Source organism: Nocardia sp. NPDC004168, assembly GCF_040610355.1.
GTDB lineage: Bacteria > Actinomycetota > Actinomycetes > Mycobacteriales > Mycobacteriaceae > Nocardia > Nocardia sichangensis.
In genome coordinates this window covers 39526-60785 of the sequence record NZ_JBEXME010000015.1, presented here as the reverse complement: position 1 = coordinate 60785, position 21260 = coordinate 39526, and the positions used below count along the sequence as shown (strand labels likewise).

Genomic DNA, 21260 nt, shown 5'->3' with positions numbered 1-21260 from the left:
TCCGGGCCGCGCGACCGGTCGCCCAGCACGGTCGCCAACCCCTTCAGTTCGATGGGGTCGCCGATCATGGTGCCGGTGCCGTGCGCCTCCAGATACGACAGCGCGTCCGGGGACATGCCCGCCACTTCGAGCGCCGCGGTGACCACCTCGATCTGCGCCCGCATGTTGGGTGTGGTGATGCCCATCGTGTGCCCGTCGTTGCCGATCGCCGAGCCACGCAGCACCGCGTAGACCCGATCGCCGTCGGCGAGCGCGTCGTCCAGCCGCTTGAGCATCAGCAGCGCCGCGCCCTCGCCCGGCACGAAACCGTCGGCGTCCTCGGAGAACGTCGCGCACCGCCCGTTCGGCGAGAGCACACCCGCCGCCGACAACGTGACGAACAGCATCTCGTCGAGCAGCACTTCCACCCCACCGGCCAGCGCCGCGTCGACCTCGCCCGCCCGCAACGCCTGGCAGGCCAGATGCACCGACAGCAACGACGACGAGCACGCGCTGTCGAGCACGACATTGCCCGCGTGCCAGTCGAAGAAGTCCGAGATGCGCGCGGCGATGAAGTTCTGCCCGATGCCGATGATGGTGTGCCGGTCGGCGACCGGGATGCGGTTGAAGTAATTCGCCGCCCTGCTGCCTGCGTAGACGCCGACTCGCTTGCCCGCCAACTCTTCGCGCCGGTATCCGGCGTCGGTGGTGGCCAGCACCGACGTCTCGAGCAGCAGCCGCTGCAACGGGTCCATCTGCCAAGCGAGCTCGTCGGTGACCCCGAAATACTGCGGATCGAACAGATCGACACCGTCGACGAACCCGCCCCATTTGCTGTTGGTCAGACCGGGCCCGCCGCCAGGGCGGTAGAACCGGGCGGGATCCCAGCGAGCCGGGTCCACCTCCCGGATGCCGGAGGCGCCCGTGGCGAGCAAGCGCCAGAACGCGTCCGGAGTGTCGCCGCCCGGAAGGCGGCAACCGATGCCGACCACGGCGATGGGCTCGGCTGCCCGGCCACGGCGGGCGTCGGCCGCCCAGGTGGCCGCACCGGGACGGTATGTCCCGCTGTCGGGTGTGCGTTGATGATCAGCCGATGGCCGCTGCGGATCGGCCGGTGGATCCGGCGGCGCTTCGGGCGCGAAACGTTCCGGGAACTGCTCGGTCAACAGGCCCGCCAAGTCGTTCAGGGTCGGGAACTCCAGTACCAGCGCCGGGTCGAAGGGCGCGTCGACGACCTGCTCGATCCGGCGCACCGCCGAGGCGATCAACACCGAATCCGCGCCGTACTCCTCGAACCGTTTGTCGCCCTCGAAGCGGGCGGGGGCCAATTTCAGTTCGTCGGAGAAGATGCGCAGCAATTCCTGATACGCCGCCGCGGAGCCGTTCGCCGCCGTGGGCCGCGCGGTCGGCACGGGCGCCGACTCTGCTGCAGGTCGATTCGTCTGTGTCGAAAGATGAAGGGCCGCACCGTGGTAGGGCAAGACCACCGGGGCGGGTAGACCCAGTGCCGCGTCGAGTAGTTCGAATCCTTCCTCGGCGCTGAGGGTGGGCAGGCCGGTGGCGCGGTAGGCCGCGCTGGTCACCTCGCCGAACCCGGTGTCACGGAACGACGGCCAATTGATCGACCGGAACCAGTGTCGTCCCAGTGCGTGCTGGGCCTCGGCGAAGCGGTCGAGGTGCGCGTTGGCCATCGCGTAGTCCGACAGGCCCACCGACAAGCCGGGCAGCACGGCCGACACCGAGGAGAACAAGACGAAGAAGTCGGGACGGTCGGCGGCCAGGACGTCGGCGAGGACCGCGGTGCCCGCCAATTTGGGCGCGAGCACGGTCGCGACGGCGTCGCCGGTCTTGCGCACGAACGCCGGGCTCTCCGCGGATACGCTTCCCGCGCAGTGCAGCACGCCGCCGATCGGGCCCAGCTCGTTGCGCACTCGGTCGAAGAAGCCGGACAAGCCCGCCTCGTCGGTGAGGCTGCCGAAGTAGGTGCGCACGGCGACGCCGCGGTCACGCAACTGCACCAGCCGCCGAACCTTCTCCGCCTCGGGGCCGGTTCCGGCAGCGATCCGGTCCCATTCCGTCTGCGGCGGTAGCGGTTCCCGGCCGAGGACGGCCAAGCGGCGCGCTCCGCGTTCGGCCAACGCCGCCGCGAACGCCGCACCCAGTCCGCGCGTGCCGCCGGTCACCACATAGGTGCGGGCGGGATCCACCACCAGACCGTCGCGTGCTGTCGCGTCGGTGAGTTCGACGGCTTCGCGTATTCCACCGCGATACCGCACCCGCGGCGCGCTGTCCTCGGTGGCCGCGCTCTCCGCGCCCAGTATCGCCAGCAATCGCGCGGGATCGGCGCACACCGCGTCGCGCTCGTCACCTATATGGACGCTCCGTGTGCGCACGTCGCGGATCTCCTCGGCGAGCGCGGCGACCAGGCCGCCCAGCGGCGCGGACTCCGGGCCGTCCGCGCCGGGGTGTCCGGCGGCGATGTGCAGCAGCGCGAGCGAACCGGCGCGCGCCTCGATCACGCCTTGGTAGAACCCCATTCGGCCGAGGTCGCCGGTGGGTCGTCCGGTCGCCGCGGGTACGAGATCGCACACATCGAGGACGCAGTCGGTGTCGGGGTAGCGGGCCGCGAGCGCCCGGCCGAGCGCAGCGCCCGCGTCGAAGTCGTCGCGGTGCAGGTCGCCCGGTAGTTCGGAGAGCCGCACCAGGCGGCCCGGATCACCGGTAGCGGCGGTCAGCGCCTCCACCAGGTGGTGCGGGGTTCGCGCGTCGTATACCAGCAGGGCGCGGCGGGAACGCAGGTCACCGCCGGGCAGCGCGGCTTCTCGCCAGACCGGGACCAGCAACCGTTGCGCTGCTGCCCGGCGGGTCGGCGCGGACTCCCGCATCCCGGCCTCCGTCTCGAATCCGCCCGTCGAAAGCTCCGACAACGGCTCGAGTGCGAGCCGTTGCGCTGATACGGGTTGCGGTGCTCCCGCTTGGAGCGTGGCCTGCCCATTCAGCGCGGGTTGCGCGACCGGGACAGGTCCCGAAGTCGACGTGGGCTGCGGCAGCGAGGTGTTGTCCGGCGTGAATGTGGACTGGTCACTGTGCCCGGCACCCGGTTCGACGCTGGACGCGACGTCCGGAATCCAGTACCGCTCACGGGCGAACGGGTACGTGGGCGCGGGAATCCGGCGTCGCGGTCCCGGATCACGGACGGTGGCCCAATCGAGGTCCTTACCGCCGAGCCAACGCGCGATCCGGGAATCCTCCGCCGCGTCCCGGCACGACCTGGCGCCCGGCACGTCCTCGACCCAGGCGCGGACCGCGGCGCGCAACTGGCCGATGTCGCGCGCGACGAACGCGGCGCGCGCGCTGCCCGCCTGCCGACCCACCTGCATGGTGAAGGCCAGATCGGCGAGGTTCTGCTGCTGCCCGGAGAGGAAACGATCCAGCGCGGTGACGTACTCCGTGAGCCGCTCGCCGTCGCGCGCGGAGACCGGGACGACCTGACCGCCGCTGAACCGCGTCTGCGGCCTGCGATCCACGTACTCCTCGATCACCACGTTCGCGTTGGCCCCGCCTGCCCCGAACGAACTCACCGTCGCCCGGCGCGGCCGCGCCGGATCTCCGCCGGGCCATGGCAGCGGGCGGGACGGGATTCGGAACGGTGTGGCCGCGAAGTCGATGTTCGGGTTGGGCGGCGTGGCGTGCAGCGACGGCACGATGGTCCGGTGGCGCAACTGTAGGAGCACCTTCGTCAGCGCCGCGACACCGGCCGCGGCCTCGAGGTGGCCGACATTGGACTTCACCGAACCGATCGGCAGCTCGGTCACGCCGGACGTGCCGAACACCTTTGCCAGACCGGCGATTTCGATCGGGTCGCCCAGCGCGGTGCCGGTGCCGTGCGCTTCGACGTAGGAGACCGACGCCGGGTCCACGCCACCGGTGCGCAGCGCCGAGCGGATCACCGCCGCCTGCACGTCGGGATTGGGCACCGTGAACCCGTTGACCCGGCCGCCGTGGTTGATCGCGGTGCCCTTGATGACGCCGTAGATGGTGTCGCCGTCGGCTTCGGCGTCGGCCAGCGGCCGCAGCACCAGCGCCCCCACACCCTCACTGGCCACATACCCGTCGCCCCCTGCGCCGAAGGAACGGCAGCGGCCGTCGGTGGAGGCGAACTGCCCCTGGCTGAGCGCGACGAACTTGTACGGGTGCAGTGACAGATTGACGCCGCCGACCAGCGCCAGCCTGCATTCGCCGGCCCGGATGCTCTGGCAGGCCAGGTGCAGTGCGGTGAGCGAGGACGAGCACGCCGTGTCCACCGCCATGCTCGGCCCTTGGAAGTCCAGGGCGTGCGAGACACGATTCGGGATGCTCCAGAACGTCGACCCGGGCAGCGTGCCGCGCCCGAGCCGGGACTCCTCGGCCCCGAACATCTGATAGGTGCCCCACATGACACCGACGAACACACCGGCCTGCTCCGGACGCAGGCCGCCACGGGCCAGGTCGGCCCGGGAGTGTCCGGCGTCTTCCAATGCGGCCCAGGCGGTTTGCAGGAACAGCCGCTCCTGCGGGTCCAGGATCTCCGCCTCGCGCGGGGAGATGGCGAAGAACAGCGGATCGAAGCAGTCGACGTCGTCGAGGAACCCGCCCCACTTGGTGTACGCGGTGAAAGGGTTGTGGCGGTCGGGGACGAAATAGCGGCTGTGATCCCACCGCTGCCGCGGGATCTCGGTGACGCAGTCGCGTCCCTCGACCAGCACCCGCCAATACTCGTCGAGCCCGTCCGCGCCCGGGTAGCGTCCGCTCACGCCGACGATCGCGATGTCCCCTGTCGTGTCGGCGTGGCGATCGGTGTTCGAGATGGCGGCCGCGGTCGGTGTCTCGCGCGATGCGAACGACTCGGCCGACGCATGTCGGGCCTCGTGCTGACCGACGCTAGGCGCGGTCGGCGCGAACGGGTCTGCCGATGCGTGCGCGGTCACGGGCGGCCGGTCGCGCGAAGCCGAGCGGTCGGCAGTGGCAGCCGCGTCGTTTGTGCCGGTCTGGTGAGTGCGCGGGGCAGTATCCGTTGCCCGCGGCGGCACGGTCGCGACGCCGTTCGACATCGGCACGGTGTCGCCCACGGCCATTTCCACGTTCAGCCGGGGAGCGGGCGTCCGCGCCGCCGGCCGATCGGAGGAATCGCCATTGCTGTCGATCGGCGGCGGCGCGGACGGCGCTTGCGCGGAGGCCAGCCGCACCAGCAGGCCGACCACCGCGCGCGGGGTGGGGTACTCGAAAGCCAGGGTGGCGGGCAGGCGGTGACCGCTGGAGCGCGACAGTTCGTCGCGGATCTCGAGCGCCGCGACCGAGTCCAGCCCGAGTTCGTGCAGCGGCCGATCGAGATCATCGCCGGGCGCCAACCCGAGGCAGCGGCGCACCAGCGCCTCCGTGCGCGCGGACAGGTCGGCGGCCAAATCTATTGGCGTGGACGCATTTTCGATCGGCGCGACGAATTCCAGCAGCACGTCCGGCACGTCGGCGGCGGTCGTACCCGACATCGTCAACGGCATTGCGGTGACCGCCGGAGCCGCGGAACCGATCAGTTCGGCGAGCGTGTCGAAAGCCTGCTCGGGCCGCAGCAGGCCGTAACCACGGCGGGCCAGCCGTTGCACCGCGCCGCTGCTGAGCCGCTCGACCATTCCCGTGTCCGCCCACGGGCCCCACGCGATCGACAGCGCGGGCGCGCTCGCCGCGTCGCGCGACTCGGCCACGCCATCGAGGAAGGCGTTCGCGGCGGCGTAGCCGGCCTGACCGGGCAGTCCGACCACTGCCGCGGCCGAGGAGAACAGCAAGAAGAATCGCAAGGACCGGCTCTCGGTCAGCTCGTGCAGATGCCATGCCCCGAACGTCTTCGGCGCGAGCACCCGCCCGACCCGTGCGGCCGTCTGCTCGGCGATCACGCCGTCGTCGAGCACCCCGGCCAGGTGCACCACGCCCGCCAGCGGCGGCAGCTCACGGTCGATCCACGTCAGCGTGGCCGCCACGGCCGTACGGTCGGCGACGTCGAGCGACCGCACCTCGATCCGAGCTCCACGCCCCCGCAATTCGGCGATGGCGGACTCCGCTCGAGCATCGGGCGCGGACCTCCCGGCGAGAACCAGGTCCGGCCAACCGCGATCGACGAACCAGCGCGCCAGCCGCAGACCGACCCCACCCAGGCCACCGGTGATCAGCACCGTCCCACCCGTGCCGGAGGCGACCGTCGGCGCGCTGGGCACTGTCAACGGCACGAGCCGAGGCACCCGACGACGCCCCTGACGCAGCGCGAGCTGCCGCGGCGACGAGGGTGTCACGAACGTGTCGACTACGCAGCGAACGTCGGCATCCTTATCGAGATCGATTACATGACAGCCCATTTCGCGGTGTTCGAGCTGCGCGCTGCGGGCGAATCCCCACAGCGCCGACTGCTGCGGCGCCACCCGATCGGAAGGCTCGACTCGCTGACCGTGACGGGTGAGCAGCCACACCGCCGGTTCTCCGGCCAGCGCCGCGGCCTGCACGAGATGCAGCGCGCCCACCACCAGACGTTCCGCGGCCACCGGTGCGGGCGCGTCCTCGTCGGACAGCGCGACCGCGGAGACGATCCCGCGCAGCGGTGCGCGACCGTCAGCCACCGCGCCGAGCAACGCCCGCACGGCCGCGGGCACGCCGAGGTCGATCTCGAACTCGTCTTCCCCGCGGAACCTGAACCCGTCACCGGGCCTGGCGACTACACACTCCCCGCCACGTGCCCGCAAGTCGTCCGCGACGTCGTCGGCGAAGCTTCCGGGCGCACCGATGACGAGCCAGCGCCCGGCCGCGGAGGCCGGTGCCGCCGGGCCGGTCTCCCGCCAGTCGATACGGTAGGTGTCTGCGACCGACCGATCGGGGAACGCCGGGGCGGACGACTGCCCGGCCGAATTCGGCGTGGGCATCACTCGCAATCCGTTCGCGACCAGCACCGCAGAGCCCTCCTCATCGAGCAGTCGAACATCGGCGACACACAGCTGCGGCGTCTGCTCGAGGACGCGCACATGGCCGAATCGAACGGTGCCCGCCGCGGCGGAGACGAGTACCTGGTCCACCGCGAACGGCACCCACGTCTGCTCGTCGGCCCGCGGCGACATCGCCGCGTAGGTGGCTTGGAACGCCGCGTCCAGCAGAACCGGGTGCACCGCCCCAGGGCCGGTATCGGTCTCGAAATCCGACAACGTGGCCAAGGCTTCGCGCCGACCCAGGCGCAGGCCGACGACACGGCGGAACGCCGGTCCGTAAGGCAGGCCCGCGCGGGTCAGCCGTTGGTAGAACTCCGCTGCAGCCAGGTGTTCCGGGCAGGCGCCGAGAATCTCCCCGAGAGAGGCACCATCCGGGATCCGGTGCGTTCCGGTGCGGACATGGGCGCGGGCGTGTGTGCCCGAGCTTTCCGTCCGCACGTGCACCGCGAATCCGTCGGCGGCCGGGTCGAAGACGATTCGTACCTGCTGCGGGCCGGTCAGCGCGAGCCCGCTGGTGATCACGAGGTCCTCGATCGCGACGACGTCACCGGCGACGAGTCCGCGCGCGACGTCGGCGATGGTGGCGACGAACCAGGCGCCCGGCACGACGACAGTCCGATCCACGACATGGTCGGCCAGATATGACGGAGAATCCGGCCCGAGCGTCAGATCGAAATTCGTTGCCGTGCTGCTCGATATCGAATGATCTGCCTGCCGGGCCGCAGCCGCGGCGATCTCTTGCCGCGTCCGAAGACCCGCATAAGGGACGGCATCCACCTCGGCCGACGGAGGCGCGGCCCCGAGGTGCGTCAGAGGATTCGGCTCGGCTGCGATGCCCGATCCTGGGACCGTCTCGTGACCGCGAGTTGGATGGGTCGTGACGCTGCGATCCGATAGCTCGGCATGCAGATGCATCGAAACCTTCGAGTGTCCTGCGCCGGCGGCCTCGGAGTGCGAAAGGACTGCGTCGACCGGACGCGTCGAGTAGCCCACGGCGGGTGTCGGTGCGGTTCCGGGCTCCTCCGAGACGCTGCCCGACCGCGTGGAGATAAGCGTGTGCCCGTCGCCAGCGCTGCTCGGTGCCGCCACAGCGGCGTAGGACCGGGATTCGACCCAATAGCGTTGCCGCTGGAAGGGATACGTCGGTGCGAGCACGCGCCGACGATCGTGCGGACGGTGCACCTGCTCCCAGTCCACCGCCACGCCCCCGACATACAGGCGTCCCAGCGCCGTCATCATCGTCTCGCGATCACCACGACCGCGACGCAACGACGCGACGAACCGCGCCGAGTCACCCAGCACGCGCCCGCCGAGCGCGGACAACGTCGGATGCGGCCCGATTTCGAGGAACTCGTCGATCCCCAGCTCGGCCAGCGCCCGCAAGCCCTGTGCGAACCGGACCGGCTGACGCGCATGCCGCGCCCAGTGCCGCGGGTCGAGTTCGCCCGGGCGCAGCACCGCACCGGTGAGGTTGGAGATCAGCGGAATCACGGGATCGGACATCCTCGCCCGGGACGCCGCCGCGGCGAGGTCGTCGAGAATCGGGTCCATCGCCGCGGAGTGGAAGGCGTGCGAGACGGTGAGATCGGCGGACCGTATACCGTCGGCCGACAACTGCTCGCGCAGCGGATCGAGTGCGGCTCCCGGTCCGGCGACCACCACCTGAGCCGGTCCGTTGTATCCCGCGATCGACACCGCGGGCGCATACCGTGCGACGAGCGGCGAGATCTGCTCGGCGGGGGCGTCGACGGCCACCATCGCGCCTCCGTCCGGCAGGCGCTGCATCAGGCGACCGCGCACGGCCACGAGCCGCAGGGCGTCCTCCACGCTCATCGCCCCGGCGGCGCAGGCCGCGACGTATTCCCCGACGCTGTGCCCGAGCACCGCCGCCGGGGCGATCCCCCACGACCGCCACAGCTCCCACAGCGCCCACTCGACCGCGAACAACACCGGCTGGGTGAACACCGTGCGACGCAACAGCTCCGGACCGTGATCGCCGTAGAGGGCCTCGATCAGCCCGATACCGTCCGCGATCGGCCCCAGCACCGCGTCACAGTGCCGCAGCGCGTCACGGAAGACCGGTTCGGAGTCGAACAACTCGCGTGCCATGCCCGGGTACTGCGATCCCTGCCCGGTGAACAGCAGTGCCACCTTCGTGCGCGCGGTTCGCTCCACCCGGCCACGGATCAGAATCGGCCCACGCAGCTCTCGTGCCGCGACGGCGCTGGTGTCGGCGACCACCGCGAGCCGTTCTTCGAAGTGTGTCCGCGCGGTCGCGGCGGTGTAGGCCAGATCGCCGAGTGTCGCCTGCGCCGAGTCGATTCGGTCTGCCCAGAGCCGCGCGCTGTCGGCGAGGGCGGTCTCGTCGCGCGCGGAGAGGACGAGCACCTGCGCGGTCGGCGATTCCGGTCGCGGCGCGAGTACCGGATCACCCTGCGCCAGGATGACGTGCGCATTGGTGCCGCTCATCCCGAAAGAGCTGACCCCGATCGCCGGTTCGTGCCCGGTGCGCGGCCAGTCCCGCGCCTCCCGCACCACTTCCAACGGCAGCCCGGCCCAGTCGATCAGCGGGTTCGGAGTGTGGAAGTGCAAGCTCGGCGGGATCCGGCGGTGCTGCAACATGAGCACGGCTTTGATGACGCCCGCGACACCTGCCGCCGCCTCGGTGTGCCCGATATTGGTTTTCACCGACCCGATGAGCAGAGGCTGCGTGCGGCCCGATCCGTACACCTCGGCCAGGGCGGTGGCCTCGATCGGATCGCCGAGCGGGGTGCCGGTGCCGTGTGTCTCGACGTAGTCCACCGTGTCCGGCCGCAGGCCCGCCCGTTCCAGCGCGTCGGTGATGACGCGCTGCTGGGCCGGGCCGTTGGGTGCGGTGAGACCGTTGGACCGTCCATCGTGATTCACCGCGACGCCGCGCACGATCGCCAGCACCCGATCGCCGTTGCGCCGGGCCTGCGACAGCCGGGTCAGCACCAGCACGCCGCAGCCGTCGGCGCGGACGTAGCCGTTGGCGTCGGCGTCGAACGCTCGCGAGCGTCCATCGGGCGACAGCGAGGCCAGGCGGCAGAAACCGATGGTGGTCTCCGGAGCCAGCTGGAGGTTCACCCCGCCCACCAGTGCCAGATCGCAACGGCCCGCTCGCAGCCCGTCTTCCGCCGCTTGCAGCGCCACCAGCGAGGAGGAGCATGCCGTGTCCAGCGTCATCGCCGGGCCTTGCAGCCCGAGAACGTAGGCCAAGCGCCCTGCCGCGACGCTCGGCGCCGAACCGATCACCGAGTAGGCGCCGATCGCGGTCGGATGGTCGGCTCGGGTCGGCGTGGCCGGATATTCGCTGAAGCACAGTCCGACGAACACGCCGGTGCGGCTGCCCGCCAACGCGCCGGGTGCGCGGCCCGAGCGCTCCAGCGCCTCCCACGTGGTTTCGAGCAGCAGGCGTTGCTGCGGGTCCATCGCGCGTGCCTCCGCCGCGCCGATACCGAAGAACGCGGGGTCGAACTCGTCGGCGTCGTCGACGAAACCGCCCCAGCGGGTGTACATCGTGCCCAGAGACGCCAGGTCCGGGTCGTAGTAGGCGTCGATGTCCCAGCGCTGCGGCGGCACCTCGGTGATCGCGTCGCGTCCGTGCCACAGCAGGTCCCAGAAGTCCTCCGGTGTGCGCACCCCGCCGGGGAAACGACAGCTCATGCCGACGATGACGATCGGGTCGTCGTCGGTCCGGTCGGTCTCGAAGTCGATGCCCGGCGAAACATCCTGTCTCGCAGACTGTTTCGGTGGAGCCGTGATCGGGTACCGCGGCGTGGGTGCGACCGGGTTCACCTCGTCAGCGACCGGGGGCACATCAGCCGCGACCAAGGGCGCGTCAGCGGGCACCGGGGACACGTCGGCCGCGACCAGACGCACGTCGGCGACCACCGGGGGCACCTCAGCCCCGGTGGGGGACAAATCGTCAGCCCCGGTCAGAGGCAAATCGGCCGCGTACGAGGGCACATCAGCGGCGATCACGTTCGCGCCGCCGGCGGGAGCGGCTGTGCCTCCGCTGGGAGCGGCTGCGCCCTTGCGGTGCAGGAACCGCGCCATCTCACGCACAGTCGGATAGTCGAAGACGAGCCCGGCAGGCAGCGGCATTCCGACCTCGACGGCGAGTGCGGCCCGCAGTTCCATTCCGGTCAGGGAGTCGACGCCCGTGTCGTGCAGTGGCAGATCAGGATCGAGTTCGCCCGCGCGATCGAGTACCCGCATCGCGACGCGCTGGACGAGCGCCTCCCACGGAGCGAGATCGTCGGACGCCGACTGCGTTCGCGGTACCCCGGTGGTCTCCGGCCGAATCGTCGGCGGTACGGCCGGCGCGATCTGCGGCATGCGCTGCGCATACCACCGCTCGGGCACGAATTCGAAGACGCCAGGGGCAGCACTGTCGTGCCGGACGAGGTGCTCCAGCGCCGCGACCGCGTCGCCCGCGGACAGCGGAGGCAGCCCGCGCCGCACGAGACGTGCGGTGACGTCGGGCCGATCGGCGGCCATGCCCACGTCGGCGAACGGCCCCCATCCGATGCTCAGCGCGGGCAGTCCCTCGGCACGCCGCCGCCAGGCCAGCGCATCCAATGCCGCGTTGGCCGCGGCGTAATTCGCCTGGCCAGGGGTGCCGAGTACGCCCGCAACGGAGGAGTAGGTGATGAAGAGTTCGATCGGTTGATCGCGGGTGAGCTCATCGAGGTGGCGCGCCGCATGGTATTTGGGTCCGAGCACGGTCTCGAACCGCGACCAGGTCTGCTCGCTGATCACGCCGTCGTCGAGCACTCCCGCGCAGTGGACCACGCCGCGCAGTGGCGGGAATCCGGATTCCGAAATGCTTTGCAGCAGTTCCGCGACGGCCGCGCGGTCGCCGACATCCGCCTGCCGCGCCGTCACTCGAGCGCCGGTGCCGCGCAGCGATTCCAGCAGCCGTTCCCCTGCGGGATCCGGCGCGCGTCTGCCTACCAGCACCAAATGCCGTGCTCCGCGGTCGGCCAGCCAGTGCGCGGCCTCGGCGCCGAGGCCGCCGAACCCTCCCGTCACAAGATAGGTGCCATCGGGCAACCGGTCGCCGCCCGCGGCAACCGGGACGTCTTTGCCGAGCAGGACGACGCGACCGGGATGATCTCGTTGCGACATGGCGCGGAACGCCTCGGCGGCACGATCGATGCCGTAGGCAGCGTGCGGCAGCGTGGTCAAAGCGCGCTGCTCGAACAGTGCCAGCACACTGCGCAAGGCAGCGCCCAGTCGCCGCGGGTCGACAGCGACCGGATCGAAGGTCCGGTGGTCGACATCCGCATGCCGATGCACCGTTCCGGTCTGCACCGGGTCGACGATCTCGACGAATCGGCCTCCCGCATGCAGTACTTCGGATGCGTGTGCGGCGAGGCCGTCCCCCGAGGTGTGCACGACGACGTCCAGTCCGTGCCCGGCGGTCGCCGCCCGAACCCGTTCGCCCAACTCGTGGCTGCGCCAGGTATGGATCTGTGTGACCGGCAGACCCGTGCTCCGCGCCCAGCGACACAGCGCGGCGGTCGCGCACACCTGCGCTCCGGCGTGCACGGCGAGCTGCACCGCGGCCATGCCGATGCCATCGGCGGGGCCGTGGACGAGCACCCGGTCCCCGGCGCGCAGACCGCCGAGGTCGAACAGCGCGTGCCAGGCGGTGGTGAAGGCGTAGGGCACGGTCGCGCCGTCGGCGAAGGGCAGGTTGTCCGGCAGCCGGGCCACCATGGCCTGGTCCACCGTCACGTGGCGGGCGAAACTGTCGGCCGCCAAGGCGACGACGCGGTCACCGACCGCGAATTGCTCGACCCCGGCGCCAATCGCGGTGATCCGGCCTGCGCACTCGGAACCCAGCGGTCCCGCCCCATCCGGATGGATGCCCGAGGCCACCCAGAGGTCGTGGGCGTTGAGGCCGGTGGCGGCGACGACGATTTCGACTTCCCCTGCTGCCGGTGCGCGTCGGATACCGGGCTCCAACCGCATCCGTTCGAACTCGCCGGAACGGTGCGCGACCAACCGGTAGTCAGTGGACGCGAGGCCTTCGGCGACGCGCGCGGTCAGCCAACGGCCGTCGCGGAGGGCGAATTCGCCTGCGGCGCGGCCGCTGAGCAAACCATCGACGATCGGGGCGCTGTCCACGATGGTTTCCGCGGGCAGGTCCAGCAATCGGCATCCGAACTCGGGGTGCTCGGTGGCCAGCGTTCGTCCGAAACCCCACAGCAAAGCTTGATCAGGGTCTGGCAGGTCGGCCGGGGTGACGCGCTGAGCGTTCACGGTCAGCAACCAGAGCGCGGCAGGCCGGTGTGCTGCCGAGTCCAGAGCGCGCGTCAACCGCAGGGCGGCTTCGATGCGAACCTGGGCAGGAGCCGCCGTCCACGCGAAGGCTATGCCTTGAAACGAATTCGCGGCCTCGGAAGACAGGATCTCGTCGGCTGCGTGCCCGTCCTCGGGGCGAATCATCACGATTTCAGCGCCCCGCGCGCTCAATCCGGCGGCGACAGCGTCCCCGACCGCTCCGTCACCGAAGATCAGCCATCGACCCGCAGGTTCCTCGCGCACGCCACCCTCGACAGGAGCCCATTCCACGTGATGCAGCAGACGTGCGAGTCTTGTCGAGTCCGACTCCGCGGCAAACGATTCCGGCAAGGTATCGAACTTCGCGGCCAGCAGGCTCACACCCTGAACGCTGGCGAGCGGCCGCCCGGACTCCGAGTACAGGGTGGCGTCACCGACGATGATCCGCCTCCCTCGTTCGGTCACCCGCACCCGGCACCGCACGGTCGCATCCCCCGCCGTCGGGTTGCCGAAGAATCGGACACGATCGATCTCCGACGGCAAGAACAACTCCTCGCCCCCGGTAGCCGTCACCACGATGCTGTGCAGACAGGCATCGAGCAGGATCGGATCGAGCGCCGTGCCGTCACCGGCCAACCGGAACGCCGTCTCGGCCTCGGTGGCGCTGATCCGCCGGAACTCCAGGGCGCAGCGGTAGTCAGGACCCAGGTCCAGGCCCAGCCGGGCGAGAGCGTCGTAGTAGGCGGTCCAGATGCGCGCATCGGAATGAGCGGAGTCTGCCGCATACGGTTTCATCGGCTCAGGCTGCGCCGCAGTGAGTGTCGCTTGCGCATAACCGGCTCGGGCGTCGTCGGAGCCGAGGAAGCGCACATCGTGGCCGTCCGGGCCGGGTTCGACCACGACCCGCACCACTGCTTCGGCGGTGACCTCCAACGGCGTGATCAGCCGCAGCTTCCTGACTTCCCATGCCCCGGGCAGTCGAGTGGCGATCTCGTTCAGCTGAACGCTCAGCCACGCCGCGGGCACTGTCGGCAGACCACGCAGCCGATGTCCTGCGAACATCTCCGGGGTGAGCCGCAGGGCGCGTGACGAACTCGAGTCGTCCCGGCGCGGCGTCAGCTCCAACCAATGTCGTTTGCGCTGGAACGGGTAGGCCGGTACATCGACATGTCGCCAATGGTGACCGGAATAGACGGCACCCCAATCGATCTCGGCGCCATCGACATACCGTCGAGCCAGTTCGAGCGACCCGCTCGACACCTCAGTGGCCGACCCGCTCACTGTGACCCCGGAGGCGACGTTCTCGAGCGCGGCACGCAGCTGCGCGGCAGTGTCGAAACCGATCGCCACGCGCTCACCGAAGTGTGTTCGGCCCAGCGCGGCGCGCGCACACAGATCCACCAATGCGATCTCAGGGTGGGCGACGAGCAGATCCCGGTAGCGAGCCGCCAGTTCGCGCAGGGCATCGGTGCTTTTCGCCGACAGGACCAGCAAATGAGGCCCGGCGTCCTTTGGGGCATCGGCCTCCGAGACCTGTGGCGGTTCTTCGATCACCACGTGCGCGTTCGTCCCGCTGATCCCGAAGGCGCTCACCCCCGCCCGCCGGGGCCGTCGAGAACGCCGCCACGGTCGCTCCTCGGCGACCACCCGGATAGCGACCGAATCCCAGTCGATATGCGGATTGCCCGAACGGAAATGCAGCGAGGCGGGAATGCGCTCGTGGCGCATCGACTCGATCACCTTGATGATGTTCGCGATGCCCGCCGCCGCCTGGGTGTGCCCGAGATTCGACTTCACCGACCCGATCCACAGCGGCGTGGTTTCCGTGCGACCCTCCCCTAGGGCTGCGGCCAGGGCGTTCACTTCGATCGGATCACCGAGTGCCGTGCCGGTGCCGTGTGTCTCGACGTAATCGATGTCCCCCGCCTCGACGGCCGCGTCCGCCAGCGCCGCGCGGATGACCCGTTCCTGCGCCGGACCGTTGGGTGCGCTCAATCCCTGGCTGCGGCCGTCGGAATTGACCGCGGAGCCGCGCACCAGCCCCAACACCCGATCGCCGTCCCGCCGCGCGTCCGCCAGCCGCTTGAGCACGAGCATTCCCGCGCCGTCACTCCAGACGACGCCGTCGGCGCGTGCGTCGAAGCTCTTGCACCGGCCATCGGCGGCCAGGCCGCGCGCCCGCGCGAAGTAGATGTCGAGCGAAGGCGTCAGCACCACGGTGGCGCCGCCTGCCAGCGCCAGATCGCATTCGCCGCTGCGCAGACTGCGCACCGCGGTGTGGACGGTCACCAGCGACGAGGAGCACGCGGTATCGATGGTGAGGCTCGGCCCCTGCGCGCCGAGGAAATACGACAGCCGGCCGGAGGCGACGCTGGAGAGGTTTCCGGTGCCGAACCAGGCATCGGGCGCGAGGTCGGCCCGCGCCATCCGTTCGGCATAGTCGTTGGACATCACACCGACGAAGACGCCGGTCCGGCTGCCCTCCAGCCGGCTCGCCGGATAACCGGCGTGTTCGAGCGCCTCCCACGCCGTTTCGAGCAGCAGCCGCTGCTGCGGGTCCAGCATCCGCGCCTCGCCGACGGAGATGTCGAAGAATCCGGCATCGAAATCCTCGACACCGTCGACGAAACCGCCCCAGCGGGTGTAAGTCTTGCCGTCGGCATCCGGGTCCGGATCGAAGACGGCGTCCACGTCCCAGCGGTGCGCGGGTACCTCGGTCACCGCGTCGGTTTCGGTGGTCAGCAGGCGCCACAGATCGGCGGGCCCGCGCACGCCGCCGGGATAACGGCAGCCGACGCCGACGATCGCGATCGCGTCGGCGTAATTGTCCGGGGCAGGCTCGGCTTCGCGTGCTGTGAGCTGAGACACGTTCGGTGTACTAGGTGTAACCGGAAGTTTCGTTGGGTATACCGGGGCTGTGAGCTGCTCGGAGATGCGCGTGGTCGGTCGCTGTTCGGCCTGCTGCCCTGCCGTGCGGCCGGGGGCGGACGTGGCGCCGAGCCGGGCGATCTCCTCCGAGACCGCGGCGACCGTCGGATGATCGAACAGCAGCGTCGCCGGAAGTCGCATCCCCAGATCCGCGGACAGCGCGTTGCGCAGCTCGACCGCCATCATCGAATCGAGCCCGAGTTCTCGCAGCGGCGTGCGGTCGGAAACCGCTGTCGTGCGGCCGAGTGCCGTCATGGCGTGGGTGCGCACCAGTTCCCGCAGTTCCGCCGGATCGCGCGAATCCTGGGATTCGACCGCGGCGATCGGCTCCGGCTCCGCCGAAACCTCTGTGGCGGCGGGAAAGACCGACACGACTCCCTCCGCCGACAGCAGCCAACGCAGTGCTCGGACACCGTCTTCGGCGGCCAGTTCGCCGACACCGTGGCGTGCCCACGCGCGGCGGGCGGCGTCGCTCAGCCCTTCGGCCATGCCGGTGCCCGCCCACGGCCCCCACGCGATGCTCAGGGCCGGCAGTCCTCGAGCCAGCCGCAGGCGGGCGAGGGCATCGAGATACGCGTTCGCCGCGGCGTAATTGCCCTGCCCGGCTGTGCCCACCACGGCGCTGACCGAGGAGAACAGCACGAACAGATCGAGCGGCTGTCCCGCGGTCAGCTCGTGCAGGTGCCACGCGCCCGCGACCTTTCCCGCGAACGCCCGGTCGATGTGCCCGGCAGTCTGCTCGAACAACAGGGCGTCGTCCAGAACTCCCGCACAGTGCACGACCCCGGCCAGCCTCGGCAACTCCACGCCGAAGCGGCTGATCAGGCGGGACAACGCATTCCGGTCTTCGACATCGACCACCGCGGTCTCGACTCGCGCCCCCGAAGCCGCGATCCGCGCCATCTCCCGCTCGTCTCGCGAGGTCGGGCCGCCGCGCCCGGCCAGCACGATCGTGCCCGCGCCGGCCTCGGCCAGCGTCCGCGCGGCAGTCAACCCCAGCGCGCCACGTCCGCCGGTGATCAGATACGCACCGCCACGCTTCACCTCGGGCGCCCCGCCCGGTTCGTCGGAAGGCTGCATCCGCATCGTGTAACGGTGACGCCCGCGCAGCGCGATCGCGGAATCAGTGGCGCCGGAGCGAATCTCGTCCACCAAGCGGTGGTCGTCGCAGCGCGCGTCCGCGGGCAGGTCGATCAGGCGGCACCGCAACTCGGGCAGTTCGGTGCGCGTCACGGCACCCAATCCCCACAGGGTCGCGGCGGCCGGACGCACGGGTTCCCCGGCGAGCGCTCCGGTCGCCCCCATTGTCACCAGGTACAACGGTGCGTCGGAAACCAGCCGAGCCATCCGTTGCACCACCGCGAGCGCGAATCGCGTTTCCACCCGCGCCGATTCGGCGCTGTCGTCCGCTTCGGCATCGGCGAGGTAGATCACCGCACGGTCGTCGCCGGGCCACACGTCGGGATCGGTCGTACGCTCCACGGATACCGCATCGGTACCCGCGGCGCGCAGCGCGGCGGCGAGCCGGTCCGCCTGCTGCCGGACGCCGACCACCAACGCGGCGGCGGGCGCCCGTCCGCTCGGCGACGCCACGACGCGCTCCCAGGTCGGACGGTGGGTGAAGCCGGACATGCTATCCCGATCCTGCGGCTGCCCGGCAGTGCCGGACTCGGCGAACCATACGTCTTCGATATCGCAGACCACCGCGCCGGCGGTATCGAAGACCGTCAGACGAACGGTGCGGCCGGTGCGCTCGGTCAGCGCCCACGCCGTTGCCCCCGCATCCTGGCCGGACAGACGCAGACCGCCGATACCCACCGGCAGACGCGCCGCGTCGCCATCTGCGGACACCAACGCGAGACCGGTCTGGATCGCGGCGTCGAGCAGACACGGCAGCCAGGCGTCCGGTTCGTCGGCGAGTTCCGCCGGGCGCGTCAGTTCGGCGAGCACGCGGCCCTCGCCGGACCACAATCGCGTGATCCAGCGGAATCGCGGGCCGAAAGTCAATCCGGCATCGGCACACCGGCGGTAGAAAGCCGCGACATTCTCTTCGGTGGACAGCGCGAGCCGCGCCGCGGACAGTTCGTCGGAATCGCGGGGTCGATTCGTGGCGGCTCGAACCGTCGCGGACACCGCGGTGACCGCGCCCTCGTCGACGTGGAACCGCACCTCGGCGCGACCGCCCACATCGGAGACCAGCGGCTCGGACAACTCCTCCAGCGGCACCGGTCGCGCGGCGACGAAGTCGATCAGCTCGTGGCCTGCGCCTCCGGCCGCACGCAACGCGCGCAACGCGAGCTCCGCCGCGGGCACCACCGCATGGTCGCGGAAGCGATGCTCGGCGAGATACCCCGTGCTCGGCGACGCGCTCTCGATCGGCACAAAGACCCGCTCTCGTTCGAAGGGGTAGGTGGGCAGGCCGTTGCGCCTGCGCGCGTCCAGCGGAACCACTGCGCTCCAGTCGATTTCAACGCCCAGGCGATACAGCTCGCCGAGCCCGGTCAACAGCACCTCGTCGTCGGTGGACGTCCGGCGCATGCTCGGCACCCACACAGCGGCGGGGTCGGTGTGCCGCCCGAATTCCGACAGCACCGGATGCGGTCCCACATCGAGGTAGACATCCACGCCCGACTCGGCGGCCGAGCGCACACCCTCGGCGAAACGGACGGTGCCACGGGCATGCGCGCGCCAGTACGCCGCATCCATGAGGCCCTCGATCCGCGTGCCGGTCACGTTCGACACCAGCGGAATCGTCGCCGCGCGCGGGACGGGAACCAACTCGCCGACCCTGGCTTCGAAGTCGTCGAGCATCGGATCCAGCAGGGGCGAGTGGAACGCCGCCGTCCCGGGCAGCCGCACGGCACGGATCGACCGTTCCTCGGCAGCCCGCACAACCCGCTGCACCCCGTCCGCCGACCCCGACACAACGAATTGCCCAGGGCTGTTGACCGCCGCGACCGACACACTCGCCGAGAGCTCGTCCAACAGTGTTTCGAACTCCACGGGCGCGGCGAAGACCGCCGCCATCGCCCCTTGCTGCGCCACTGCCTGCATCAACCGGCCCCGTTCGGCAGCCAGACGCAAACCGGTGGCGAGATCGAACACGCCCGCGACGGTCGCCGCGACCAGTTCACCGAGGCTGTGTCCCAACACGACGTCGGGGCGGACGCCGAACGCCGACCACAGCTCGGCGCAGGCCCATTCGAGCGCGAACAAGGCCGGTTGCGCGTACTCGGTACGGGCCAGCACATCGTCGTCCGCCTCGAACAGCACCGACCGCAGACGCAGGCCGCCGCGAAGCGGTCCCAACAACTCGTCGCACCGGTCGAGCGCCGTGCGGAAAGCCGGGTACCTGCGGTCGAGCGCCGCGCCCATCCCGGCGTACTGTGCGCCCTGCCCGGTGAACAGCATCGCGACCCGCGGCTTGCCCGGATCCGGATCGATGGACCGATCTGACGGTGCCGCGAGATCGCGCGCCGCTTCCTCGGCTGTCCTGGCCACGACCGCTCGCCGGTACGCGAAATGCGTGCGTCCCAGCGCCGCGGTGGCGGCGACGTCGGCGAGCGGCATCTCCTGCCGGTCCAACTGCTCCGCATAGCGGTGGGCCAGCGCATCGAGGGCCGACCGGGTGCGCGCCGAAATGACCAACAGCGCAGGCTCATTCGGATCGGCACGCGCCAGGGGCTCGGGTGCCTGCTCCAGCACCACATGTGCGTTGGTGCCCGCGAATCCGAACGAACTCACCCCTGCCAATCGCGGCTGTCGCGTCTGCGGCCAGGCGACGTCGTCGGTCGGCACCGCCAGCGCCGTGCCGTCGAGCCTGATCTTCGGATTCATTGTGGCGAAATCGTGCTGACGTGGAATTCGTTCGTGCTGCATCTGCAGCACCACCTTGATCAGCCCGGCGACGCCCGCGGCCGCCTCGAGGTGCCCGATCTGCGACTTCACCGAACCGAGCAGGCACACCGACCCATCCGCACGTGGCACGCCGACCACCTGCGACAACGCCTCGATCTCGATCGGATCGCCCAGCGGCGTGCCCGTGCCGTGCGTCTCGACGTAGCCGATCCGATCGGCGGCGCACCCGGCGTCGGTCAACGCGTCGCGCAGCAACTCGCGTTGTGCCGTCGGATTCGGTGCGGTCAGCCCCATGGAACGACCGTCGTGGTTCACGCTCGAGCCTCGGACGAGCGCCCTGATCTCGTCACCATCGGCGAGCGCTCGCGAAAGCGTTTTGAGCACAACGACACCCGCGCCCTCGCCACGCACATACCCGTTCGCGCGCGCGTCGAAGGGGCGACAGTGCCCATCCGGAGAGAGCGCGCCCATGCGGGCCAGCGCCTCCGAGGTCAGCTCGGATTGCAGCAGATTCACTCCGCCCGCCAACGCGACGTCGCACTCCCCAGCCCGCAGACTGCGACACGCCTGATGCACCGCCACCAGCGACGACGAGCACGCGGTGTCGATCGCCACTGCGGGACCACGTAATCCGAGCACGTAGGACACCCGCCCCGCCACGATGCTCGACATCGTCCCGGTGAGCGTGTGCGCGTCCACCGAACTCACCCAGTCCGGGGTGATCGTGCGCTGGTATTCCTGCCAGCTGACACCGAGGAACACCCCTGTGCGGGCCGCGGCCGGACCACCTGGCACCAGTGCGGCGTCTTCCATTGCCGCCCAAGCCACTTCGAGCACCAGCCGCTGTTGCGGATCCATCGACGCCGCCTCGCGCGGCGCGATCCCGAAGAACTCCGCGTCCATCGCATCGATCGGACCTGCGAGCAGCCCGGCTCGCCGCCGCGCCCGTCGAGGCGCCGAATCCGTTACCACCCAACGGTTCTCCGGCGCCTCGACGATCGCGTCGCGGCCCGAGGACAGCAGTTCCCAGTACTGCTGCGGGGATTCCGCGCCGCCGGGAAAGCGACAGCCGATTCCCACGATGGCAATCGGCTCGCGCTGCGGCCGCGCCTCCAACTCCTGAATCCGGCGGAGCGCCCGCGTCAGCAAGACCCGTAGGCCGTACCCATCATCCGACAT

Annotated in this window: 1 protein-coding gene (running past one end of the window); it reads right to left on the bottom strand. The window is 70.4% G+C overall.

What is annotated here, in order from left to right:
* Positions 1 to 21260: the 5' portion of an SDR family NAD(P)-dependent oxidoreductase gene (locus tag ABZW96_RS24465; protein WP_355077951.1), read on the bottom strand. Its footprint begins 451 nt before the window's first position; 21260 of the gene's 21711 nt are visible here — the first part of the coding sequence; the start codon lies at positions 21258 to 21260; its stop codon lies off the left edge, out of view.